At 51.2% G+C, this 24,777-nt stretch carries 24 protein-coding genes; 3 read left to right on the top strand and 21 right to left on the bottom strand.

Annotation, left to right across the window (positions count from 1 at the left end; genetic code table 11):
• Nucleotides 1-2 precede the first annotated feature (2 nt).
• The 15 genes from GCWU000325_RS07865 to GCWU000325_RS07795 all read right to left on the bottom strand — a co-directional run bounded on the left by GCWU000325_RS07865 (nt 3) and on the right by GCWU000325_RS07795 (nt 11,950).
• Nucleotides 3-578 carry a conjugal transfer protein TraO gene (locus GCWU000325_RS07865; protein ID WP_006255836.1) on the bottom strand — a complete coding sequence of 192 codons (576 nt, stop codon included), beginning with the start codon at nt 576-578 and terminating at the stop codon, nt 3-5.
• 2 nt (nt 579-580) lie between these two features.
• Complete coding sequence (gene traN, locus GCWU000325_RS07860) at nt 581-1,567, bottom strand: conjugative transposon protein TraN (protein WP_006255835.1); 987 nt, start codon at nt 1,565-1,567, stop codon at nt 581-583.
• 36 nt (nt 1,568-1,603) lie between these two features.
• Nucleotides 1,604-2,950 (bottom strand): conjugative transposon protein TraM, encoded by a 1,347-nt coding sequence (gene traM / locus GCWU000325_RS07855; RefSeq protein WP_006255834.1) that lies wholly within the window; start codon nt 2,948-2,950, stop codon nt 1,604-1,606.
• The gene (locus tag GCWU000325_RS07850; protein WP_040599732.1) at nt 2,931-3,218 is read right to left on the bottom strand and encodes a TraL conjugative transposon family protein; all 288 of its coding nucleotides are present in this window, start codon (nt 3,216-3,218) and stop codon (nt 2,931-2,933) included. Before GCWU000325_RS07850 ends, traM begins: the two co-directional genes overlap by 20 nt.
• Before the next feature lie 39 nt (nt 3,219-3,257).
• Entirely contained in the window at nt 3,258-3,881 is a 624-nt protein-coding gene (traK, locus tag GCWU000325_RS07845; protein WP_005796923.1) for a conjugative transposon protein TraK, read from the bottom strand.
• A 31-nt stretch (nt 3,882-3,912) separates the two neighbouring features.
• Nucleotides 3,913-4,917, bottom strand: a complete 1,005-nt coding sequence (traJ, locus tag GCWU000325_RS07840) for a conjugative transposon protein TraJ (protein WP_005796925.1) — start codon at nt 4,915-4,917, stop codon at nt 3,913-3,915.
• A gap of 4 nt (nt 4,918-4,921) precedes the next feature.
• A complete protein-coding gene (locus tag GCWU000325_RS07835) occupies nt 4,922-5,551 on the bottom strand; it encodes a DUF4141 domain-containing protein (protein ID WP_002560978.1) in 630 nt (209 codons plus the stop codon).
• Nucleotides 5,552-5,574: 23 nt separating this feature from the next.
• Nucleotides 5,575-5,955: a DUF3876 domain-containing protein gene (locus GCWU000325_RS07830; protein ID WP_006255830.1), complete on the bottom strand. Its 381-nt coding sequence runs from the start codon at nt 5,953-5,955 to the stop codon at nt 5,575-5,577.
• Between the two features lie 38 nt (nt 5,956-5,993).
• Nucleotides 5,994-8,498 (bottom strand): TraG family conjugative transposon ATPase, encoded by a 2,505-nt coding sequence (locus GCWU000325_RS07825; RefSeq protein ID WP_006255829.1) that lies wholly within the window; start codon nt 8,496-8,498, stop codon nt 5,994-5,996.
• Nucleotides 8,495-8,827, bottom strand: coding sequence for a DUF4133 domain-containing protein (locus GCWU000325_RS07820; RefSeq protein WP_006255827.1), 333 nt, complete (start codon nt 8,825-8,827; stop codon nt 8,495-8,497). Before GCWU000325_RS07820 ends, GCWU000325_RS07825 begins: the two co-directional genes overlap by 4 nt.
• An 11-nt stretch (nt 8,828-8,838) precedes the next feature.
• On the bottom strand, nt 8,839-9,156 hold the full coding sequence (locus GCWU000325_RS07815) for a DUF4134 domain-containing protein (RefSeq protein ID WP_004371721.1): 318 nt from the start codon (nt 9,154-9,156) through the stop codon (nt 8,839-8,841).
• A gap of 200 nt (nt 9,157-9,356) precedes the next feature.
• Entirely contained in the window at nt 9,357-10,085 is a 729-nt protein-coding gene (locus GCWU000325_RS07810) for a hypothetical protein (protein WP_006255825.1), read from the bottom strand.
• Nucleotides 10,086-10,101: 16 nt separating this feature from the next.
• Nucleotides 10,102-10,455, bottom strand: a complete 354-nt coding sequence (locus GCWU000325_RS07805; RefSeq protein WP_004371719.1) for a DUF3408 domain-containing protein — start codon at nt 10,453-10,455, stop codon at nt 10,102-10,104.
• Nucleotides 10,456-10,457: 2 nt separating this feature from the next.
• A complete protein-coding gene (locus GCWU000325_RS07800) occupies nt 10,458-10,898 on the bottom strand; it encodes a DUF3408 domain-containing protein (protein ID WP_004371718.1) in 441 nt (146 codons plus the stop codon).
• 2 nt (nt 10,899-10,900) lie between these two features.
• Complete coding sequence (locus GCWU000325_RS07795) at nt 10,901-11,950, bottom strand: ParA family protein (protein WP_083788001.1); 1,050 nt, start codon at nt 11,948-11,950, stop codon at nt 10,901-10,903.
• A 421-nt stretch (nt 11,951-12,371) separates the two neighbouring features.
• On the opposite strand from GCWU000325_RS07795, the gene mobA reads away from it, so the two are divergent.
• From mobA to mobC, 3 genes are read left to right on the top strand one after another with little or no spacing between them, the layout of a single operon-like run.
• A complete protein-coding gene (mobA, locus tag GCWU000325_RS07790; protein WP_004312006.1) occupies nt 12,372-12,800 on the top strand; it encodes a conjugal transfer protein MobA in 429 nt (142 codons plus the stop codon).
• Nucleotides 12,779-14,026 carry a conjugal transfer protein MobB gene (gene mobB, locus GCWU000325_RS07785; protein ID WP_006255822.1) on the top strand — a complete coding sequence of 416 codons (1,248 nt, stop codon included), beginning with the start codon at nt 12,779-12,781 and terminating at the stop codon, nt 14,024-14,026. Before mobA ends, mobB begins: the two co-directional genes overlap by 22 nt.
• Nucleotides 14,027-14,056: 30 nt before the next feature.
• Entirely contained in the window at nt 14,057-16,063 is a 2,007-nt protein-coding gene (gene mobC, locus GCWU000325_RS07780; RefSeq protein ID WP_006255819.1) for a conjugal transfer protein MobC, read from the top strand.
• A gap of 51 nt (nt 16,064-16,114) precedes the next feature.
• Here mobC and GCWU000325_RS11575 read toward each other — a convergent pair whose 3' ends face one another.
• From GCWU000325_RS11575 to tet(Q), 6 genes are all read right to left on the bottom strand, one after another.
• On the bottom strand, nt 16,115-17,260 hold the full coding sequence (locus GCWU000325_RS11575) for a GNAT family N-acetyltransferase (RefSeq protein WP_006255818.1): 1,146 nt from the start codon (nt 17,258-17,260) through the stop codon (nt 16,115-16,117).
• A gap of 76 nt (nt 17,261-17,336) precedes the next feature.
• The gene (locus tag GCWU000325_RS07770; protein WP_040599728.1) at nt 17,337-17,942 is read right to left on the bottom strand and encodes an RteC domain-containing protein; all 606 of its coding nucleotides are present in this window, start codon (nt 17,940-17,942) and stop codon (nt 17,337-17,339) included.
• 239 nt (nt 17,943-18,181) lie between these two features.
• Nucleotides 18,182-18,604, bottom strand: a complete 423-nt coding sequence (locus GCWU000325_RS07765; RefSeq protein ID WP_006255814.1) for a dihydrofolate reductase family protein — start codon at nt 18,602-18,604, stop codon at nt 18,182-18,184.
• Between the two features lie 282 nt (nt 18,605-18,886).
• Entirely contained in the window at nt 18,887-20,209 is a 1,323-nt protein-coding gene (locus GCWU000325_RS07760) for a sigma-54-dependent transcriptional regulator (protein ID WP_006255812.1), read from the bottom strand.
• Nucleotides 20,202-22,520 (bottom strand): hybrid sensor histidine kinase/response regulator, encoded by a 2,319-nt coding sequence (locus GCWU000325_RS07755; protein WP_006255811.1) that lies wholly within the window; start codon nt 22,518-22,520, stop codon nt 20,202-20,204. Before GCWU000325_RS07755 ends, GCWU000325_RS07760 begins: the two co-directional genes overlap by 8 nt.
• Complete coding sequence (gene tet(Q) / locus GCWU000325_RS07750) at nt 22,520-24,445, bottom strand: tetracycline resistance ribosomal protection protein Tet(Q) (protein WP_006255810.1); 1,926 nt, start codon at nt 24,443-24,445, stop codon at nt 22,520-22,522. The genes GCWU000325_RS07755 and tet(Q) overlap by 1 nt, the downstream gene beginning before the upstream one ends.
• Nucleotides 24,446-24,777: the final 332 nt, after the last annotated feature.

Below are 24,777 nucleotides of genomic sequence, written 5' to 3'. Positions count from 1 at the left end.
TGTCAGTTGATGATGAACTTTACGCCGACCCCGAACTGCGTGTGGAACTTCCGCGTGTCGCCACCCCACAGGCAACGCTCCCGTAGATTGGCAAGCAGGGCGATACGGTCTGCCACGTAACACTCCACATCGAGCGTCAGCGCACCGCCGTAGATGAAGGCATCCCGGTCGTGCAGCGTGGAACCGTCATGCAGCACCTTCTTCCCCCAGTTCACCGATTCATATCCGGCAAGAGCCGAAGCCCCGGCATAGGCGAACACGATTTTTCGTGCATCCGACAGTATCTTGAAGTAATAGCCACCCTCCGCCGTGAACTGCGCCACGGGTATCTTGGTGTCTTTGTAGGGGTTGTTCTTCAGGAGGTATTCGCCACCGAACACCCACTTGTTCCCCTTCTTCGTGTAAGTGGAGAGAGCCGCCCCGAAACTGTACCCGCCGTCCTTGCCGCCGGGATTGAAGCCGTCCGCCATGTCCGCCCTCACCTCGATGCCCTGCATCTTCGGCAGACACCGCTGGGCGTGCGCCTGCCCTGTAAAAAGGGCAAGCGACGCGATGATTATTGCGATGTACTTTCTCATAGTCAGCGTACTTGAAGTTCGTTGATGGTACCCGCGCGTACCAAATCCTCGTTCTCAATCACGAAGGACTGGTGACGGCCGCCGTTCTTCTCGTTCAGCTCCACCACGAGGCACTTGTCATCGGGGATGGTGAACTTCGCCATCGTGAAGACCGTGCGCTCACTCTTTTTGCCCGGCACGAGGGTGGCGTAGTTCTGCGCACGGAGCGGCAGGATAATCTGCTCCTGCACGGCGGTACGCTTTGCCACCTTCTTGTCCACGATTTTCCAAGTGATGTAGTCCACATCGAAAGGCACGTTGCTCTGGTTCTTTATCTCCGTGTGGAAATAAAGCAAGCCGTTGTGCGTGTAGATGCCTTTCAACAGGTATTGGATGCCGAAACGCTTGCAGCCGATATGCTTCACCTCGCGCTTGTTCTGTTTGTGGATGGACTTCATGATAAGTCGCACCAGCATCGGGCTTTCGCTACCCAGCTCTTTCAGGTAGATTTCCTGCGCGTTGTTCGGGCGGTTCACCGTACTGCCGTCATGGATGAAGTCGCACATCTCCACGTTGAGCAGCAGCGGTTCGGCGGCGTACTTCACGTTGAAGGTGTAGAAACTGCCGTCCTCCGTGATGACGGACATGTTGGTTTCGTTGGGGAAATTCCGTACCGTAGCCTTCACACGGATGACGTTCTCCGCTCCGTCGGCTTTCCCGGCAATCAGGTCGGGCGAGCCTAAATCGACGTAGCGCACCTCCGCCGGAAAGATGACGTGGACGGTCTTGTCGTAGGTCACTTCCAGACCGTGCGGCGCTATCATGCGGTCGAAGGCCAGCTTGCGCGACAGACCGTGATACAGGTCGCCGTCCGCCTCCTTCTGCGGATAGACCTCCTTCGTCAAGGTCGGTTGTTCACTTCCGTTGGTCGTTTCAACGGTTACATTCTCCTGCGCGTTGGCAGTCGCGATGCCCATAGCGAGGGCAAACATGATGATTACTTTTCTCATTACTTTTGGATTTTAGTGGTAATTTTTTTATTGATTTCAATCTTTTTCTTGGTAAAGCATGACCTTGTACTCGGCTTTCAGATGCACCTTGACGGTGCGCATCTTCTTGGCGATGTACTGGCTCGTTCCTTGTATCAGCCCCTTGCCCAAGTCGGAGGCGAGTTGCGCCCCGGCATTGGTGGAGATATTGATGCTGCTACCCAACGAACCTCCCATGTTGGCGGCGACCTCTCGGACGGCGTTCATCTCCATCGAGTTCGGGATGAAGATGCCGGGCTGTCCGTCCGTGTCATAGACCGCAAGCTCCACGGGGATAATCGTGCCGTCGTATTCCAGCGAGGTGATCTCGATGTCGAGTCGTTCACCCTGTATCTTGCCCGTGCCGACCACCACCGCACCCCGTGGGATTGTCCTGCCTGCCACCGCCATAGGCTCCAGCAGACGGAGCCTTACCGTCTGCCCGTCCGTCACACTCTGCGCCCCATGCACGCACGCCGGGATGGTGTTCCTGTCCGATACCTCCGCCGTGCCGACAGCCGTGTTGAAACCCCGGTTGCGTTCCTGCGATAAGGCGGCGACAAACTCCGCATTGCTCATGGGTTGTGCAAGGGAGGAAACAACTTGGCGTGTCACCTGCCTTACAGGTGTCGCCGTGTTCTTCTTTCCCTTCTGCACGGTAGTTGGCTCTGCCGCCTGTTCCGGCTTTCCTCCGTTCTGACCGCCCATGTACTTTGCCGCCAGCTCGTAGGATTTCTCCATAAGAGCCACTTGGTCGTCCATGGCGGAAGCCTTGCCCTTCTCGCTTTCCAGTTCCGACTCCAGCGAGGTGATGCGCTCCAACAGCACATCCATTTCCGCATTGTCGTTCTTCGGCTGTTCGTAGAAGTTGCCGAGCGTGGCGTTCAGGTCACGGTAGGCGGCTGCGGAGGATTGGATGGTTTGCGGCGTGGCGGGCTGTGCCTTTTCCTCCTTGCCGCCCGGATTGGCGAGGTCGAAGTCCGTCCCGTCCTCCATTCCAGCTATCTCGCGGTCGAACATGTCGCCCAGCTGCCCGATGGCACGGTTGCGGCTCTCCAGACGCTCCTCCATCTCCCCATGCTCGTAGGCTTTCAACTTGTCACCGATAATCTGCCGGTTCGCCTTGTCCGCGTCGGGCATCTCGGTGTTGTATCCGTCTGTTCCCGGCTGTTGCTCCTTGCCGGAGGACGGGGCGAATATCAGCCACATCGCCCCGATGAAGACCAGCACCATAGCGGGCAGGACTATCATCTTCTGCCGTTTCAGCCGCTGCGCCTCGGTCAGCGGTTCGCGCTCCTTTTTCGGCTTTCCCGTGTCGGGAGCGGCTTTGTTCTCTTTCGTCGGTTCATTCTTCGTCTGTTCCATATGAATAAGGTGTTAAGTGATTGTCTGTTTCCACCGGGGTCGGCAGTTCCACCCGTCCGGCGTGTCCCGTTTCCATGCGTGAGCCGTCGTTTCTGCCGATGTCATAGACGGCTCTGCCGAAGGTATAGAGGGCAAGCACCGCGAAGGCGGCGAGCATCCCCAGCACGATGCGGCGGCGTGTTTCCGGCGGCAAACTGTCCAGATACCCTTTGAGCCTTGCCACCAGCCGTTTCCGTTTGTCGTGGAGCTTCCAGTATGCGCCCCACATTGTTTTTCTGATACTTTTTACTTTCCGTTTCATAATCCGTTACCGTTTGATTGTCTGTAAATCCTTGTTCTCGATGATGGTGAAGCCCTCGATGGTGAAGCCATTGGGGTTGTCGTCCGACCGTGATGCGTTCAGCAGGCGGCAGGTGGTCACGAGACTGCGCTCGGTGACATTGCTTTGCCGGATGATTTTCTGCGTGGAGTAGGTCACGGCTCGGTAGGGATAGGCGTTGAAGTCACACACCACGCTGTCCACCTTCAACACTTGGTTGATGTTTCCGGCGATAATGCGGTTGTAGTACCCCTTCTCGGCGAAGTCCGAATAATAGTGGTACACGCTCTTGTCTGCCAGCAGCAAGGCACGTTTTACGTTGTGTTCAATCGCGCTTTTTTCAGGTGACAGCGTGAAGAAAAGCTCGTGGAAGCGGCGCACATGCTCCCGTGCTTCCGCCGGGCGGTTCTGCGATAAATCCTGAGAGAGAGCCAGCATCAGCGACTTGCCGTTGTCCAGCACATAGATTTTCTCCCGTTGCTTCTCTGCGAAACGGTAGGAGTTCCACACGCTCCACACCGTCACCACGGCGCACAGCGAGAGGAAGACGATACCGAACAGGCGTATCTGCCTGAACGACGATTCGATGTTTCTAAGTGATTTGAATTCCATTTATATTTTCCAATTTATGATTGCACATTGATTATTTCAGCAATTTGCCGACACGTCCGACTGCGTTTCCTGCGGCTGCACCCGCCACGCTGCCCGCCATGCTTCCGGCTCGTCCCGCCATCTGGTTCACGTTGCGACCGTAACCGCCCATGCCTCCGGCTTGGATAATCCAGCCGGCAACGGTGGGAATGGTAAAGTAGCCGATGATGCCGATGCAGAGGAATACGATATACACCCCGTCGCTCGAATCCAGCGAGAAGTTCGGGTCTGCCTGCATCCGCTCGATGTCGTTTTGCAGCATCAGAACCTGTATCTTCGCCAGTATGGTGCTGAACATGTCCGATACCGGTAGCCACAGATAGACCTGTATATAGCGGCATATCCACTGCGTGAGCGTGTTTTGGAAACCGTCCCATACCGACAGGGCGAAGGCTATCGGACCGAGAATCGCCAGCACCACGAGAAAGAAGGTGCGGACGGTGTCTATCACGAGGGCGGCGGCTTGGAACAGCAGTTCGAGTATCTCGCGGAAGAAGTCGCGGATGCTCTTCTTCATGTTGTACATTCCCCGGTCGATATACATTCCCGCCATCGTCACCATGTCGGAGGGCGACCAGCCGAGTTCCTCCAGTTGCTTGTCAAATTCCTCGTTGGACACGAGGTAGGCAGTTTCGGGGTTGCGTACCATCGCCTCGTATTCCAGCTTGTCCTTCTGCTCCCGGTATCGGTTCATGTCCAGCGTTTCCGCCTCCAGCATCTTTGCCGTGCCCTGTACGACGGGTGAGAGGATGCTGTTTATCGTGCCCAGCACCACAGTCGGGAAGAACATGATGCACAAACCGATGGCAAAAGGACGGAGCATCGGGAATACGTCTATCGGTTCGGCTCTCGCCAGCGACTGCCATACCCGGTAGGCGACGTAGAACAGCGCACCCAGCCCGGCGATGCCTTTCGCCACACCCGCCATGTCCCCACATAGCGGCATCATCTGCTCATAAAGTGAGCGTAAAATCTGATGAAGGTTATCGAACTCCATAGGCTTACCAGTATCTTTCGTTCATGTTCCCGTACAGCCCCATGATGCGGTCGAGGTCGTTCTTTTTCTTCGCACGCAGATAACTCACGGAGATGTTCTTGTTGGTGTAATAGCTCACAAGGTTGCGGTAACGCTTCATTTTGGAGTAGCAGCGTTCCACCACGTCCATGCGCTCCTTGTCGGTCATGGAGAGCGTGGTGATGTTCACCACATTCTTCAGTTCCGTCAACACTTCGTTGCTCTCTTCCAGCAGTTTCGTGTAACCGAAAGCGATTGCCGACAGCTCTTCTGGTCTGAAATTTCCATCACGGAGCATCCTTTGGAAACTGTTTACATAAATGTCGGTGATGTCGCCTACCATCAGGATAGTCTGCTGCACCTTGCGGGCGTCCTTGACGAGATTATTCACCGATTTGAGGGCATCGTAATACTTTTTGCCCTGCTGATAGATTTTCACCGTTTCCTGAAAGTTGCTCACCATGTTCGTGGCAGTCTTGGAGGTATGGATGATGTTTTTGGAGGCATTGATGATACCCTGCGCCAGATTGCCCGGATCGCTTACGACCCACTGTGCGCTTGCCCTGCCTGCGAAAAGCAGGCACAGGCAGATAATCATTGTTATTCTTGTTCTCATGTTACTTTGGATTTTAGCGGTTGTTATTCTTCTGTCGGGTGTCCCGGCTGCGGTTTCACCCGCACATAGTCGCCGCCCGGCGAGAAGGTCAGCACGTCCGTGGCCTCGTTGTAGGACACGTCGATGCGGAAGCCGGTGTTCATGAACAGGTTGCCGTTCTCCTCCTGCAAGAGATAGGTTTCCGGTTTCAGCTTGCGGCGCAGACCGCTGCGGCGGAACACCGTCACCTTGTAGGCTTCTCCTTCCTTGTAGATAAGCATGTCCGGTTTCCCCTCCACGCTCTCCCAGTTCCCGCACAACATATCACGGCGGTTGTCGGCCACATTGCAGGATTGCAGCATCATGACCGCCAATCCGATAAGGCACTTGCTGGCTTGCAGCATTTTCACTGTTGGTAAATTCATACGCGTTTTCCTTTTTTTGTTGATACATTCTGTTTTAGTTATTCCTTGTTCCTCCGCCTTTCGGCAAGCTGCCGGATGGCGGCTTCGATGTCGCCGCCCAACTTATCCGCCAGACAGTAAACCTCCACTTTCTCCGTTTCCTCGGTGGTGTACGCCAGATACTCTTCTGCACTGACCTCGGTGGCATAGACCGCCGACTGTGTGCCTCCCAAGCCTATCCACACCTCCTTGTAGAGCCGTGAAGGGTTGTTCGCCATGTTGATGGAGAGTATCTGTCCCTTCTCCTTTTCCGTCAGTCCGAGCAACGCCTGTATCTGGTCGAACTTGTTCATGTACTTGCGCTGGTCGAGAAGTATCTTGCAGTCGGAGTTGTTGATGATGCTCTCCTTGACCACCGGAGAACTGATGATGTCGTCCACCTCCTGCGTCACCACGATTGCCTCGCCGTAATATTTTCTGACCGTCTTGTACATATAACGTAGGTATTCAGCCATGTTTGCCGAAGAGAGGGCCTTCCAAGCCTCCTCCACGATAAGCTGTTTCCGCACCCCTTTCAGCCGCCGCATCTTGTTGATGAAGGCTTCCATGATGATGATAGTCACGACGGGGAACAGTTCGCGGTTCTCTTTTATACTGTCAATCTCGAAGACGATGAACCGCTTGCCGAGCAGATCGATGTTCTCCGTGGAGTTGAGCAGGAAGTCGTAACGTCCGCCCCGGTAATACTGCCGCATGGTGGTGAGCATGTTGTCGATGTTGAAGTCGGACTTCTCCACCTTGATGTCGCGCTGCGCCAGTTCCGTGCGGTAGTCGTCGCGCATATACTCGTAGAAAGTGTTGAACGACGGCACGATGCTACGGTCGGATTGGATACGCTCGATGTAGGCACTCACGGCACTGCCCAGTTCGCCGCTCTCCGTCTTCGTCACCTTGTCGTCCTCCGATTTCCAGAGCGTAAGAAGCAGGGTCTTGATGCTGTCCTTCTTCTCCACATCGAAGATGTAATCATCGGTGTAGAACGGGTTGAATGATATGGGCTTCTCTTCCGTGTAGGTGAAATACACGCCGTCCACTCCGCCTGTCTTGCGCCGGATCATGCCGCACAAGCCCTGATAGGAGTTTCCCGTGTCCACCAATACCACATGTGCGCCTTGCTCATAATATTGGCGCACGAGGTGGTTCATGAAGAACGACTTGCCGCTGCCCGAAGGACCCAGCACGAACTTGTTGCGGTTCGTGGTGATACCCCGCTTCATCGGAAGGTCGCTGATGTCGAGGTGCAGCGGTTTCCCTGTGAGCCTGTCCACCATCTTGATGCCGAAGGGCGAGAGCGAGCTGCGGTAGTTAGTTTCCTCCGTGAACAGGCACACCGCCTGTTCGATGAAAGTGTGGAAACTCTCTTCCGCCGGGAAGTCCGCCGCATTGCCGGGTATCGCCGCCCAGTAGAGTGTAGGGCAGTCGATGGTGTTGTGGCGCGGCACGCACTCCATGCTTGCCAGCTGGCTGCCCACGTCGTTCCTTATGTGCTTCAGTTCCTCCGCGTCGTCGCTCCACGCCATGACGTTGAAGTGCGCCCGTACCGAGGTCAGCCCGTAGGACCGGGCTTCGTTCAGGTATTGGTCTATCCACTCGCGGTTGATGCTGTTGCTCCTTGAATAGCGTGAGAGCGACTGCATGTTACGGGCGGACTTCTCGAACTTCTGCAAGGCTTCCTCGCTGTTATTTATCAGCACATACTGGTTGTAGATATGGTTGCAGGAGAGCAGCAGCCCCACCGGGGAGGCGAAGGAGAGGCGGCAGTCGCTCCGGTCGGTGGAGAGCTTCTCGTAACGGGTGTCGGTAGCCACCTTGCCCGGCAGGTCTTCCGCGTCGGAGAGGGTGTGCAGACACAGGCGGTTGTCGCCGATGCGCATCTCCCTTGCCGAAAGTTCGATGTCCTGCAAGGTGATGTCACCTTCCGGCATGAGCGAGAAGTAGCGTTCTACCAGCCCCGCCTTACCCTCCGTCCCCACAATCTCGTCGGTGGAGAGGCGGCGCAACCTGACAAGCCCGCTGTCGTTCATGATACGCTCGAACTGTTCGCAGGCTTCCATGAACTTGGTCGTGGTTTCCCTGTCCAGCTCTTTCGGGATGATGTGCCCTCGGCACAGCGTGCTGAAGTTGCTCTGCATCCGGCTACGCTCCTTCGTCGTCTTGGTCAGGTAGAGGTAGCAGGTGTGTTTCAGGTACGGACGCTCGTTGAAGTGACGCTCGAAGCTCCGTGAGAGGAAACTCATGTCGTCCTTCTGAAGCTCCGGCTTGTAGCGTTCCTTGATAAACCAGTCCTGCTTGTGAACGACGGAGTAGTCCGGCAGCACCTTGATCGCCTTGCACCAGCAGCTGTGTATTGCCTCGTACTCCGCGCCCGTCACGGTGTAAAGCTCCGGCAGCTCCACCTCAAAAGCCACCGTGATGTCGGCGTCCTTTGAGATGATGCAGCCATGCTCCACCGCAAGCAGGGGAAACTTGTTTTCCAGTGTTGTCATTTTTGATGTATTCCTCATTGTCTTTCTTCCTTTCGTTGTCGTTTGAACAGACGGGTTATCCGCCGCCGGTTGATAAGGTATCGGGGATGGCTCCGTGACGCTCCCAATTTCATCAGCCCGTGTTCGCCGTACCGGGCGTTCAGCGCGAAGGTCTGCCACACAAGGAGGGAGGACGATGCCGCGCCGAAGCCGATACATATCCACTGGTCGATACCGACCATGTAGAGGATGACGAACAGGACGAAGAGAGCCAGCAGACCTCCGCAGAAGATGAAGAGGTACTGTGCCTTCAAGCCCTTGAACTCTACCGGACGGCCGATACCCTTGTTTACCGGGTATTCAGCCATACATTATTACATTAAAGGAAGAATGAGCGCAGGATGGTGGCGGCTACAATCAGGAAGATACACGCGCCGAACCAGCTTGCTGCTGTTTTTGAGGTGTCGGGGTCACCCGATGAGAATTTTCCGTACACTTTCACGCCCCCGATAAGCCCGACGACCGCGCCGATGGCGTATATCAGTTTAGTTCCGGGGTCGAAATACGAACTCACCATAGAGGTGGCTTCGTTGATGCCCGCGATGCCGTTTCCTTGCGCGAAAGCGGAGGCGGTTGCGGCGATGAAAAGTGCCGCGGATAGGATTGCTTTTCTGTTTTTCAAGATGTTCTTGTTCATGAATTGTCCTTGTTTTTTGCCGTCGAAAGGGTGGATAGTCCTTTGTCGGGCGGTTGGTACTCTGTTACTTTACTTTGGTTTTAGTGGATGCCCGTTTGTTTCCACGGACGTGGGCGTGTCCGTTGCGGACGGGATACGCCTTGCGTTTCCTTGCCGCGTGGGTTGATGTCACTATTTCATGTCCATTCCTTTTTCAGTTGTCATACATAGTTTCGGATGTCGAAATCCTCGATGTTGTCCGGCACGATGAACTCCTTTTCGGGTTTCTTCAGCCGGATCTCGATAAGCCCCTTGATGCGGATGCCTATCTCCGAAGAGCCTTCCATCATTTTCTCGTACAGCTCCGTGCCTTCCATGTCGGTGAACACCTTCGCCGCCTTTTCACGTTCCGCCTGTGTCGCGTCCGGGTTCTTGGCGGTCTTGCAGGCATCGTCAATCTCGTCAAAGCTGCTGCCCGAAGCCCGTGGCGTGTCCGAAGCGTCTTCATCCGGTTCGTCCTCCCCGTATCCCAGTTCCTCCGGCGGCATGCTCGTGAAGGTCTCATCGAGCTTTTCCTCCGGGACTTGCGCCGGGCGGGACGCGGTTTCCGTGTTTCCGTCGTCAAAAGTAGCCTCTTCCTCCGACAGCTCAATGCCTTTTTCCAAAGTGGCGGCTTCTTGCGCCGGTATGGCAGCGATTGTCCGGGTGGATGCCATTTTGAAACGGCTCTTGCCGATGATGTCCCCCTTTGCCGTGGAAACTTCCTCATGTGCCGCTACGCTCTTTGGCCCATTCCTGTCCAACGACCGCCATAATCCGGCGATGCCCTTGAAGAAGCGGACAAGCCGCATGTCCATGATGCGCTCGTAAAGGAGCAGGAACAGGAACCATAGGTTGCAGCCGACCGATACCGCCAGCAGAATGTCTGTCATGCTGATTGTTTCATTCATATACTTCCGGTTTTAGTTAGAATACTGAATTGTAATTCCGGGCGTAAAGGCTCTTTATAGCGTCCTCGCACTGGTTGAAGTGGTGCGTCAGCACATGGTCGATGTAGGCGGACAGTGTAAGCCTATCATGCCCGATTACACGGGTGATGCGCATGATACGCTCGTGGTACTCCGGACGCACATACGCCATCTTGCCCTCCCGCGCCTTTACTTCCGGGTCGCGGATGAATAGACGTTCATAGTCCTTCTCGCAGCATTTGCCGCTCACCGGGACGGGCGACAGTATTTCCACGCTCGCCTGCACTTGGGCAAGCATGCCTCCGCAGTCCTGCTGCGGTCTTTTTTCATTCGGTGTCATTTCTTTTTCCATTTTCAAATCAGATCTTCACGTTGTTTCTTGTACAGTTCGTTGATTCTCTCCTTGTGCTGTTCCAGATGCTGGCGCAGCACGGTATCCACATAGCCGCCCACAGAGATTTCCCCTCCGGCGATGTCGTTCACGATTTTGAGGATCTTGCCGTGTACGTCGCGGCTGATATAGACACACTGGCGGGTCTTTATCTCATTGCGGCGCAGGAACAGCTCGTTATAGTCCTCGTCCTGCCTTTTCCGGCGGCCGCCTTCCCTCTGCGCTCTCTCCCGTGTCACGGGTTGAGCCGGTGGCGGCTCCGGTGCGGCGGTGTCCTCTCCGGTCGGTACGGCTGCGGGGTCTTCCTGCGCCGGGCGTAGTGTCCCGTCCTGTGTGCGCCGCCCGATAGATGCCAACAGCAGTTCCTCGTCGATGCCTTCCGTGTTTACTTTCCTGCTGCCCATGCTCACTGCGGTCTGATGATGTCGCTTATCTCTTCGGAAAACTCACGGATGCCGCTCCCTTTCAGCAGTGCCGTGTCCATCGGGAAGATGGTGGAGCGGAAAACGCTCTTGCGCTCTTCCGAAAGGTCGCGGCGGAACTTCTTGCTGTCGGGCAGGCGGGTGGAAAGCACCGGGAAGCCCATTTCGGCTATCACTTCCTCGTAGATGCCGTACAGGTCGTTCCTCTCCCTGCCGTCCACCATCGTCCAGAACAGATGCAGCCCCTTTGTTTTCGCTTGCCCGGTTGTCATCAGCCTGTCGCGGAACATCGTGACGAATTTCAGGGTACTTTCCACGACAAAGCGGTCGGCACTCAGGGGCGTGAAGATGTAGTCCATCTGCGATAGCGTCTTTATCACGCCGTTGCTCCGGAGTGTCCCCGGCATGTCGAAGAAAACCACGTCGGGCTTCACGACCTCGGCGGCGATCATCCTTTCCGCATCGTCGAGGGCGTTCACCGCGTTGCTCTTGATGACCGGATAGGCGTTCTTCTTTATCTTGCGGAAATGGTCGCACGCGAGAGCCTTGAAGTAGATGCTCCTGCCGATGAGTGCCGTCTCATGTTCGCGCAGGCCGTGGATGCTGTGCTGCGGGTCGTCGCAGTCCACGACGGCGACATTGTAGCCTTTCACGTTGTGCAGGTAGCTGGCGGCGAGTGCCGTGACGGTGGATTTGCCGATGCCACCTTTCTGTGTTGCGAATGCAACGAAGATTTCCTTACTCATGGTTCTATTCAGTTTAATTGTTGATGATTTTGTTTTCTGTTTACATGCGGATTGAATTACCGCATTATCCGTTTCCGTGAACAGGCACACGGGCGGGTCACCGCGTATCCGGTTCTGCGGTGAAGCGGTGCGGCGGACAAGTGATGAATGACGACACTGCGTCATGAAGTCATTGAATCCATGCGTCACCGAATTGTCGGACAACCGGGTTTCCGACGGTTCGGGTATCCGTTTCGGCAAGTGTCCGCCGAAGCGGTTGTCCGGGTATTTGAATATTCCTTTCCTCATATCTTCAAACCGTTAGTTTCTTGAATCATGCTGCAAATAAACAAGTATATTTTTGAACTTGTATCACTTCTTGGGCAAGTGGCGGCATGTTGCGCCGGTTGGCAGCCATTGGCCGGGTCAAGTATCTGTTCGTTACCGCTTTAAGAGCGTAACTTTGCACCCGGACGGCAGGGTTCGCCGATGGCGCGCGGCCCGGAGTCCTGAAAGGTATTTTCCCAATCCGTCCCCTGACGGATTTTTATGTTCACCTGAACATAGCAAGATGTCTTTTCAGCCGCTCAAAATATTTTGAGCAGCCACGAAAAGCACTTGCCCTTGCAGGGGACGGGCTTTCCCTCCGAAGTCGGAAAGCCTTTCAGAACTGCGGTGCCGTGAACAGAAGCGGCGGCTTATGCCGTCAATCCGCTAAATCCAAAGTGATATGAAAGAGAAAAGGAAAAGCAAAGCAGGGAGAAATCCCAAACTCGATCCGGCGGTGTACCGCTACACCGTCCGTTTCAACGAGGAGGAACACAACCGTTTCCTCGCCATGTTCGGAAAATCGGGTGTCTATGCACGGTCGGTTTTCCTCAAAGCGCACTTCTTCGGGCAACCGTTCAAGGTGCTGAAGGTGGACAAGACGCTGGTGGACTACTACACCAAGCTATCGGATTTTCATGCGCAGTTCCGCGCCGTGGGGACGAATTACAACCAAGTCGTGAAGGAATTGAGGCTGCATTTTTCCGAGAAAAAGGCGATGGCGTTGCTCTACAAGCTGGAGCAACACACCGTCGAACTCGTGAAACTGAGCCGTCAGATTGTGGAATTGTCGAGAGAAATGGAAGCAAAATGGTCGCAAAAATCAGTGTAGGAGACTCGTTGTACGGCGCGATTGCCTACAACGGGGAGAAGATTAACGAGGCGCAGGGGCGGCTTCTCACCACCAACCGCATCTACAATGACGGTTCGGGAACGGTGGACATCAACAAGGCGATGGAGGGTTTCCACACCTTCCTGCCACCGCAGATGAAGGTCGAGAAGCCGGTGGTGCATATCTCGCTCAACCCGCACCCGGAGGATGTGCTGACCGATATTGAGTTGCAGAATATCGCCCGCGAGTATCTGGAAAAACTCGGTTTCGGAAACCAGCCTTATCTTGTATTCAAGCACGAGGACATCGACCGCCACCACCTGCACATCGTGACGGTCAACGTGGACGAGAACGGGAAAAGACTCAACCGGGATTTTCTCTACCGCCGCAGCGACCGTATTCGCAGGGAACTGGAACAGAAGTATGGATTGCATCCGGCAGAACGAAAAAATCAGAGATTGGATAACCCGTTGCGCAAGGTGGACGCATCGGCTGGCGATGTGAAAAAGCAGGTGGGCAACACCGTGAAGGCTCTGAACGGGCAGTACCGCTTCCAGACGATGGGCGAATACCGTGCGCTCCTTTCCTTATATAATATGACGGTGGAGGAAGCGAGGGGAAACGTGCGCGGACGGGAGTATCACGGGCTGGTCTATTCCGTCACGGACGACAAGGGTAACAAGGTGGGCAACCCGTTCAAATCCTCGCTTTTCGGGAAGTCCGCAGGCTATGAAGCCGTACAGAAGAAGTTTGTCCGTTCCAAATCGGAAATCAAGGATAGGAAACTGGCAGACATGACGAAACGCACCGTCCTTTCCGTGCTGCAAGGCACTTATGACACGGACCGGTTTGTTTCCCAACTCAAAGAGAAAGGCATAGACACCGTGTTGCGCTACACGGAGGAAGGGCGCATCTACGGGGCTACCTTCATCGACCACCGCACGGGATGCGTGCTGAACGGCTCGCGCATGGGTAAGGAACTTTCGGCGAATGCCTTGCAGGAACACTTCACACTGCCATACGCCGGACAACCGCCTATACCGCTTTCCATCCCGGTGGATGTTGCGGACAAGGTACACGGGCAGACCGCATACGACCGTGAAGACGTGTCGGGCGGTATGGGCTTGCTCACTCCCGAAGGTCCGACGACCGATGCCGAGGAAGAGGCTTTCATCCGGGCGATGAAGCGCAAAAAGAAGAAAAAGAGCAAGGGCTTGGGTATGTAATCGGAGTATCAACAATTAAAATTTTAATCTATGTCACAAGAAGACGATTTGAGGGCATTGGCGAAAATCATGGATTTTCTGCGTGCCGTGAGTATCATTTTAGTGGTCATGAACGTGTACTGGTTCTGCTACGAAGCCATCCGGCTGTGGGGCGTGAACATCGGTGTGGTGAACAAAATCCTTCTGAACTTCGACCGCACGGCGGGGCTGTTCCATTCCATACTGTACACGAAACTGTTTTCCGTCCTTTTGCTTGCCTTGTCCTGTCTGGGCACGAAAGGGGTCAAGGGTGAGAAAATCACTTGGGGAAGAATCTGGACGGCACTCTCCGCCGGGTTCGTGCTGTTCTTTCTGAACTGGTGGTTGTTGGCTCTGCCGCTGCCGGTTGAAGCGGTGACGGGGCTGTATGTCCTTACCATCGGCACGGGCTATGTCTGCCTGCTGATGGGTGGTCTGTGGATGAGCCGCCTGTTGAAACACAATCTGATGGATGATGTTTTCAACAACGAGAACGAGAGTTTCATGCAGGAAACAAGGCTTATAGAAAGCGAGTATTCGGTCAATCTGCCCACACGTTTCTATTACAGGAAACGCTGGAACAACGGTTGGATCAATGTAGTTAATCCCTTCCGTGCGTCCATCGTGTTGGGTACGCCGGGCAGCGGCAAGTCATACGCCGTTGTAAACAATTTTATCAAGCAACAGATTGAAAAGGGATTTAGTCAATACATCTACGATTTCAAGTACCCCGACCTTTCGACCATCGCATATAACCATCTGATGAATAATCCGGAGGGCTACAAGGTGAAGCCGAAATTCTATGTAATCAACTTCGACGACCCGCGACGCTCACACCGTTGCAATCCCATTCACCCGGATTTCATGGAGGATATTACAGACGCTTACGAAAGTGCCTATACAATAATGCTCAACCTCAATAAAACGTGGGTGCAAAAGCAGGGCGACTTCTTCGTGGAGTCACCTATCATTCTGTTTGCCAGCATTATCTGGTATCTCAAAATCTATCAGAACGGAAAGTATTGCACGTTTCCCCATGCCATCGAGTTTCTGAACCGCCGTTACGAGGATATATTTCCGATACTGACCTCTTATCCGGAGCTGGAGAACTACCTTTCCCCGTTCATGGATGCGTGGCTCGGAGGGGCTGCAGAGCAGCTCATGGGGCAAATAGCGTCGGCGAAAATCCCACTTTCGAGGATGATTTCACCGCAGCTCTACTGGGTGATGTCGGACAGCGAGTTTACGCTGGACATCAATAATCCCGAAGAGCCGAAAATCCTATGCGTGGGCAACAATCCCGACCGTCAGAACATCTACGGGGCGGCTCTCGGATTGTATAACTCCCGCATCGTGAAGCTCATCAATAAGAAGGGGATGCTGAAGTCGTCGGTCATCATAGACGAGCTACCCACGATATATTTCAAAGGGTTGGACAATCTTATAGCTACCGCCCGAAGCAACAAGGTTGCCGTGTGCCTGGGCTTTCAGGATTTCAGCCAGTTAGTACGCGACTATGGCGATAAGGAAGCCAAAGTCGTGATGAACACTGTCGGTAATATCTTCTCCGGGCAGGTGGTAGGTGAAACGGCAAAGACACTATCGGAACGGTTCGGTAAGGTGTTGCAGAAGCGGCAGTCCATTTCCATCAACCGGCAGGATGTTTCCACCTCCATAAATACGCAGATGGACGCGCTCATCCCACCAAGCAAGATTTCCGGTCTGACGCAGGGCATGTTTGTCGGTTCGGTGTCCGACAACTTCAACGAGCGTATCGAGCAGAAGATTTTTCACTGTGAGATTGTGGTGGATGCCGAAAAGGTGAAACGGGAAGAAAGTGCCTACAAGAAAATTCCCGTCATTACCGATTTCACGGACGAGGACGGCAACGACCGAATGAAGGAAACGGTACAGGCGAACTACCGGCGCATCAAGGAAGAGGTGAAGCAGATTGTGCAGGATGAATTGGAGCGCATCGCGGGCGACGATAACCTGAAACATCTGTTGCAGCAGAAGTAGCCAAATGAAAAAATCCGTAACTCAACAGCTATGTGGGTTACGGATTTTTTTTCAATTTCCTGTTTTCAATTCATATATAAGATGCGGCATTTCTTTTTCGTTGTATATGACGGTATGCTTGCCGCACGGGGTCATTCCCAACTTTTCAGTCACTCGAATGGATGCCACGTTTTCCGGTCGGATGCTGCAACAGACGGTTTTCAGTGCCAGCTCTCCGAAGGCGTATTCCAGACATGCATGGGCGGCTTCCGTACCGTAACCGTGATGCCAGTATGCGTTATCGAGTATATATCCAAGCTCGACAGCCTCGTTCCCGTTTATGGTACTTTTCACCAGACCGGCTTGTCCTATCAACGTGCCGCTTTCTTTCAGTATGACGGCAAAATATCCGAACCCGTCCTTATGGTATCGGGTGAGTTGCCTGTTTATCCATTTGCGCACATCCTTTTTGGTAAAACCGTGTTCCCAAGCGTACATGACTTCCGGCTTTCCCATTATAGCAAGTAGCGCGTCCAGATCCTTCCGGGTTATCCTGCGGATAAGCAGCCGTTCCGTTTCCATGACGACCAGCGATGCGGAATAGGTCTTTATCTCAAAACCGTCCTCTTCCCATTCCTTCACAAGCCTGCCTATCGTTTCTTCCACCAGACTGTCATAAGCGGCATCGGGAATGACATTTATGAAAAAGGTGTCACGGGCTTCTTTCATTACCCATTCGTTAATGTTCTCCAGCTCCTTGCCTTCGGGAATATAATTTTTGTGTACCATGAACTCGTTGATGTTATCCGCCAGCAGCTCTTCCAACTGATAACGGATGTCATCTTCCAGTTCGGCGAACGGCACGGTTTCATCTTCGCAAGTCCCGTCAAACGGAGCTTCCTCTTTCATATTTTCATCCGGTACATCGTTGCCCCGTTTCATGTCCAGCATATCCTGCGCGAACCGCCCGGATTCCATGTCCTTGTACTTCTTGGCATATTTTTCCAGCAGTTCCCAGTCCTGACGGGTCATGGGGTATTTGAAAGCGGCACGTTCCACCTCGTTGCAGCGTACCATGTCCGCCTTAACATATTCGGGCAGCGACTGGCATTCCTTGCAGATATGCTGTGCGTGTCCTTTGCCGCCGAATTGCTCGTTGGCTTTGTACTCACCGCAAATCCGGCAGTAATGCCCCTGTTGTTTCTTCTTTTTCGCCATTTTATTACGCCACTTCTGTTTAGGTTGCAAATTTCGGCAGATTATCTCAATGAATAACGACCGGCTTGCAAGAAAATTATTTTCTCATTCGTTCCAGCTCTTCATCACGCAGCATTCTCTCGTTCAGTTTCTCCTGCATCCTGTCAAGAAAGTAGGTGCGGCTTTCGTTCTTCCGGCGTTTGATGTCGGTATAGAAACGGTAGCAGTCCTTAGAATCAACACCGAATATCTTGTAAAGAAGCGGGGCAAGCTGTTTAAGCGGCATGTTGCCGTTGTTGATGCAGCCCATCTCATCGATGCCGTAGATAAGTTCCACGAGGTCGATGGCGTTGCCCGTCCATTGAAGAAGACTGGCGGTGGTTTCTGTTGCGTTATTGGCGGATATTAGTGGTGGCACTTGGGGCGTGGCAAGGAATTTCTGCATCTTTCTTACGAAAGACAGAGCCTTGCTGACGTAGGCGGCAATCTCTCTTCTTTCTTCTGACAGATTGCGCACGGGATGGTGCTGCAACTCGATTTCGATGTAGGCAAGCGCGATGACGGTAAGGTTCACGTCCATGCCGCCATTGCACAGTTCGATCACTTGGGTGGCGAAAGCCGTGTATGCCGTTTCCATATTGCAGTCACCGGCTTCGTTTATCAGGCGGAAAAAGTCGGTCTCCGCCAGCAAGAAATAGTTCATTGTTCTGTTAATTTTGAAAATTACACTTTGTTTTCTGCGTGCGCACATGAATATAATTGGCAAAATACGTGTCAGAAAACAAAAAAATCCGGCATCGGCTTTTTCAAGATGCTGAATTTCAGTGGTATAAAATTCAATATTTTTCCAAAAGAATGAATTTATACGGGATTAAATTGTTCGTAATCAGAACATTTATTCTGTTTCCGGAAACAGAAATGTATGCTTGCCGCACATTTTGGCTATCTTGCTTTTTTATCAAGGATGTAGATAATGCGACATACACCGTTGGGATAGCTTTTCAAAGAGGAAAGCGTCCAGTGTTGCTCCGGCAGAGCCGACTTAAAAAAATGTCGTCCGCTTCCGGAAATGAAAGGAACGGTGTACAGTATGATTTCATCCACAGCGTGCATACGCAGCAGTCCATTTATATAGTCTGCCGTGTCCGATGTGGCTTCCGCGAGGTAACGGATGTTTGTGCCGTCTTTTCTCCATTCGTGCAGCATTGAAATGGAATAGTCCGGTGTGACATGGTAAAGGGCTTTCTCCCTGATTTCATCAAGACCGCAACGGTCAAGGCACAAATCCTGATGTGCTTTATCATATAACTCTGAAGAAAGACATCCGTCCATCGTCAGTACGGCGAGAATCTGAACTTTACCCATAATCGTTACCTTTCGTTAGGCAAGGACAAAAAAAGTAGCGTGCAATCCACACTACTTCAAGCGTAGGCTCTGGTAAAGCCCCTGAAAGAAACGCGTGAATGCACGCTATGCGTAGGCATAGCATAAGCATCACGCAATTAGCTTCTTTCAGTTTCAATTTACCAGATTTACGCCTGAAACTCCTTGCGGTCTTATTCTATATGTCGGCGGCGAAAAGCTCCTGCAAATCGCCGTTTTTTCTCAAATGTTATGCAAAGATAGCCAAATTCAGTGAATTACGGGCTATGATTGCTTGAATTTATATTTAAGTCCATACTCTTCAAGTTTGCTGTATAGTGTTGTCCTGCCTATTCCGAGCAGTTCGGCGGCGACACTCCGGTTGCCGTTTGCCTGTTTCAACGCACGCAATATCCGCTCCTTATCCTCCGCGTCATTGCGCAGGGCGAAGTTGACAGTAGAGGTCGGTTTCGTCACGGCAAGTTCCAGATGCTCTTTCATGACAACACCTTCCTGCGCCTGCAATACAGCACCCATAACTTTCTGCCGAAGTTCCCGCACGTTGCCCGGCCATGCGTGTGTCAGCAACGCTTTACGTGCTTCGGAACTGAACCCGCTCACGCTACACTCCAGCTCTCTGTTTGCCATATCACGGAAGAACTCTGCCAGCGGCATGATGTCTTCCTGACAGTCACGCAACGGAGGAACGGTTATCCCGAAGTCGTGCAGGCGGTACAGAAGATCCTGCCGAAAACGCTTTTCATTCACCGCTACTTCCAAATCTTCATTGGTAGCAGCGATGATGCGGACATTGAAATTCTGGTCTGCCTTGTCTCCGACCGGGCGATACCGCCTCTCCTGTATGGCGCGGAGCAACATCTGTTGGGTTTCCAACGCGAGGTTTCCTACCTCGTCCAGAAATAACGTGCCGCTTTCCGCCTCATGGAAATATCCTTTCTTGGCATTGTCCGCACCTGTAAATGCACCTTTGACGTGTCCGAAGAAAGCCGACGGTGCAAGCTCTTTGGAGAGTGAACCGCAGTCCACCGCCACAAATGGCTTGCCTGCACGTTTGCTCTTGTCATGCAACAGGTGGGCAATATGCTCCTTGCCCGTGCCGTTCTCACCAAATATCATCACGCTCATGTCGGTGGCGGCTACCAGCCTTATCCGGTGCATGATTTTCTGAAAAGCGGAACCTTCACGGGCGAATACAGGCATACGGCGTTGTCCTGCCTGACGTTCTTTCAGTATGGAACGGATCAGGGGGACAAGTTTATCCTCCACAAGCTGTTTGGGAATATAGTCTATCGAGCCGAGTTTCATGCTTTCCACGGCGGTATTAACTTCGGCGTAGTCGGTCATAATGATGAAGGGCTGCATCTTTCCCTCCTTTCGCATCCAGCGCAAAAGGTCAATGCCGTTACCGTCAGGCAGGTGCAGGTCGGCAACCACGATGTCATTATCTGTCGCCTGTTGTAGATGTTTCTTCGCGGTTGAGAGGTGGTAAGCCTTCACGGTGCGGTAACCCTCCCGCGCCAGCATGTTGCAGACAAACTCGCAGTACACGATATTGTCTTCTACCACAATTATTGTTGTCTTATCCATCTTCGTATTTTCTCCTTTCCTCTTCTGCCAACCGGATTATTTCCGCTCCCTTATCCAGCACGGCAGTCACAGCATGGCTTAACGCTTCACCATCCGGGAGTACATCGCCATGAAGCAATCTGTAAAGTACATTTAGCGGTTGGTCGGCACGTAGCACCTCCCACGAGCTGCGCAGGTGGTGTGTCAGGGAATCCAGCTTTTGCAGGTCTTTTTCTTTTGCTGCATCCCGTACCGCCTGCATTTCTTTTTCAGTTTCCGTCATCAACTTTTCCAGCATAACGGCTTCATTGCCGTAGGACAACAAGGCTGAAAAATCCGGTTTCCCGTCCGGTGTTTCTTTTATGGCACACCTGTCGGAAACCTCCATCAACTCCGATATGGAGAACGGCTTGAACAGGCATCCGGCAAAGCCTTTTGCCAATAGTTCCCCTTTGTTACAACTGCCCGAAGCGGTTGCCACAACCACCGGGATTGTTGGTGAATTGCCCACGTTGGACGAACGCAACAGTTCCAGTAATTCGAAACCGTTTATACCGGGCATATTCAAGTCTGTCAGCAACAGGCTGTATTCTTTCTGGCGTATCATTTCCATCAGTTCCGCAGCATCGGTGCAAGTGTCGCAGTGTATTCCTTCTTGGGAGTACATCTCTTTCAGCATCAGAAGTAATACCTCATCATTGTCAATGGCGACAACATCATGGAATTTATTGTTATGATAAACAGGTGTATTGCTTGTATATCCAAGCTGTTCTTCAGCTTCCTGCATAGAAATTTCAACTGTGAAACGACTGCCTTTCCCTTTCTTGCTGTCCAAACGGATTGTTCCGCCAAGCATCGACACAATATTACGCATTATGGCAAGCCCAAGCCCGAAACCCTCCTTTGCGGCGGCATTTGATAGACGTTCAAACGCACCGAACGCTTGTTTCTGTTCCTCTTCTGTCATGCCTGTACCTGTATCTTCAACGACCAGTGTCAGAACTCCATTATCATATTCAGTAATCAAAGAAACACCGCCTTCTTCTGTGAACTTGACTGCGTTTGACAGCAGGTTATTCCCGATTTGTATTATTCGCTCTCTGTCGGTCAAGACAACAGCATCGTTTTCGTTCTTCACAATCAAGTACAGCCCTTTGTTCATGGCAACGGGCATGAACTCCGTTTCAAGTGTGTGCGTGATTGCAGAAATCCGGCAGGGTGACAGACGGGGCTGTTCCTTGCCGTTGTCCAGGCGGAAGAAGTCAAGCAAAGTGTTGAGCATATCCCGCATACGGTCGGAGGATTGCAGTATATTTTGGATATATTGCCCATTATTACCGCTATTGCATTCTTTCCGCAAAAGTTCGGTATAGCCGGTTATTGCCGTCAGTGGTGTACGCAACTCATGGGTAATAGTATGTACCGCTTTCTTTCGGGAGGTTATGAGTACCTCATTTTGTTGCACGGACTGTTCCAATTGCTCGATCAAATCCGTTGTCTTGCGTTTGTATCGTTTAATGTTCTTTGCATCACGGTGTATGATGATATAGGAAATGACCAACAGCAAAAGAACAAATCCCATCAAGCCGCCTATCTGCATAAATGATTTTTTACGCATGGCTGTTATCTCGCTTTCTCTATTTTGTAAATCAGATTGTACCTTCTTTTCGATTTGGCAAATCAATCCTTGCAGTTGTCTGTTAAGTTCTGCATTACGGGCAGCAAGACTATCGGCTTGTTCTGACAATCGACGGCTCTGCGCTTTCTGTTCGTTGACCATGTTTCTATTGGATGAACGGAGCGTAGTCGTTGTTGTCGTTGGCTTCGTTCCCTCTTTTTTGCCAAAGATGCCCAAGAAACCTTTTCGTTTTGGCTTTTTGGACTGTTCCTGCACACTTTTCTGCACAATAACCGGAATTTGATTGGCTATCTTCTTGTTAATAGATTGTTGTTCATCCATTAACCGGACTATCTGGAACATCTGTCGTTCCTTATCCTCTAAAAGACTGCGCACACTATCGATGCGCTCTGCTGGATAGGTGGCCTTGAAACGGCAGAGCATACTGTCCATTGCCATACGCCGTGCATGGTAATGCTCGATATCTTTATCGTTCCATTCCAGTATTGTTTCACCCAATAGAGAAAATTTTATCATTTGAATATTGATATTGTTTATTTCTTTTCGGAGCTCGTCTATTTTTTTATTGCCAAGTTCTAATGCTTCTATCTCCTGCCATTCATAGAGGCTATTATATGCCATACATCCGATAAGAATGGAGATAAGTATATATCCCAACCGTATTGCCTTATAGAAATTTCCTGACCGCTCCATTATTTTGATGACATTGATTTTTGGAACATGAATAAAAGTTTATCTTTTTCGTTCATGCGGATATTATCAGAATAATCGCCTTTTGTTATTTGATACCCACATGGCTTAACCATAAAAACGCCTAAGCCCTTAGTGTATGAACTTACTTCTGAGGCATAGTCTTTACTTGTATTTAATGGAACCTTCCCTTTAATATGACACCACTCATTATTACAAATGATGTCTTCAATCTCAGACATCATTTTTTGCAAATCTGTAATAGCTTTGGAACTCGCTACTTGGGGTATCTGCAACTCAAAATAGAGCATCGGTTCGAGAATGTCCACACCTGACTGTTGCAAGGCCAGCCTGAAGACATAAGGGGTCAGCTGTCTGAAATCAGCAGGTGTACTTACCGGGCTATAATACTCGGCTTGAGTAAAAGTTACTTTCAGATCAGTCACTTCCCATCCATGTAAACCAGATTGGCAAGACATACGAATCCCTTCAAAAACGGCATTTTGAAAAGAATGGTTCAGATAACCATAGGAGATGTCACTTTCGATTTGCAACCCTGTCCCTAACGGTAAGGGTTCAATAGTCAGCCCTATTGTGGCCCAATAAGGGTTGGGCGGCACTTCGATCTGAATAATCTTATTCACCTTTTTTACAGGTCGTTCTTTGTAGATAGTCTTGATCTCATCAAAATGGACCTTGACGGAAAATCGTTCTTCCAGCAATGTCTGTATGATTTCCTTTTGTGTCAAACCATATAACGAGATTTCCAATTCATCACTATATGAGTTTATGGAAAAGGACAAAGACGGGTCTTCAATCCACAATGTATTCAGAGCGGATATCACCTTGCTTCTCTCTTCGGGCCTGTCTGGCCGGACGGAGGATTTGAGAGCGGGATGCTGACGAGATAACCCTTGAATCAAACAAGGTTTAGCACCTAAATAATCTCCGATTCGAAAATCTTCCATATCTTCTACAATCGCGATATCATTGGCACCCACTTCATCAACATTTATCTCTCTGCCCTGATAAATAGTTTTTAGATTTTTAATCTTGATGAATTTTTCCGAATCATTGATTCTTACAACGTCTCGAAGTCTCAGACTTCCGTCAATTATTTTTAGAAAACTTCTTTTATGTCCTTTGGGGTCATGCTCTATCTTATAGAGATAAGCTGACAGTCTGTTTGAGACTGATGCCGGAGGAAGTATAAAAGAAGAGATGGCGTCTAACAACTCATTGATACCGATATTGAACATTGCTGATCCATGTAGCACCGGATAGACTTTGGCTTTTGCCACAAGAGCGATTATCGTATTCCAATAATCAGCCGGTGAAATTTCGCTATCCGCCAAATATCGTTCTAATATATCGTCGTCATGGTTGCATACAAATTCTTTGTATTCTTCCTTTATATATGTTTGGGAGCAAACCAGATAAACCGATCCATCGACAACAGTTTGCATAAACAGGACATCTTGCGACAGATTTGTTTTTATATCCAGATACAAACGCTCTAAATTCACACCGGCACGGTCAATCTTATTGATAAATATAATTGTCGGGATTTGCAGCTTTTGTAAAGTATTGAACAGCAACTTTGTTTGCGCTTGTATGCCTTCCTTTGCGGATAAGATGAGGACTGCTCCATCAAGCATTTTGAATGTCCGCTCCACTTCCGCAATAAAATCCATGTGTCCCGGAGTGTCAATGATATTGCATTTCACACCATTCCAGATAATAGATGTCGTAGAAGCCCGGACAGTAATTCCTCTACGTTTCTCTATATCCATAGAGTCCGTTATGGTGTCGCCATTATCCACACGGCCGCACTTTTCCGTTGCTCCACTGGCAAACAGCAGATTCTCGGTTACGGAAGTTTTTCCTGCATCAATGTGAGCAAGAATTCCTAAATTTATAATATTCATTTGGATTAAGCAATAATATACTACAATAGATGCATTGTCGAAACGCACCTTTTAATACCTCCTCGTAGCATGTGAGAACTACAGGATTACTAACTCGTATTAATATGTATATTATTACTGCCGCATAACGATTACAAAATTACACAAAAAAATATATCTAACAAAAGTGGGAGGATTTTTTAACTCTTTACCATAGACATTTTATTAGGGAAGCGTAGGTTCAACTGGTAAGTACAAATAAGTAGAAATGTTTGAACAACACCGTTTTAGGAAGTTGAAAAATCAAGTTTCTCTCTCGGTATAGCGTTTATTTTGGCCAATATCTTCTTTAG

The sequence above is a fragment of the Alloprevotella tannerae ATCC 51259 genome, from assembly GCF_000159995.1.
GTDB lineage: Bacteria > Bacteroidota > Bacteroidia > Bacteroidales > Bacteroidaceae > Alloprevotella > Alloprevotella tannerae.
Note: the sequence above shows the minus strand (reverse complement) of the source record. Positions and strands in the feature narration are given on the sequence as shown.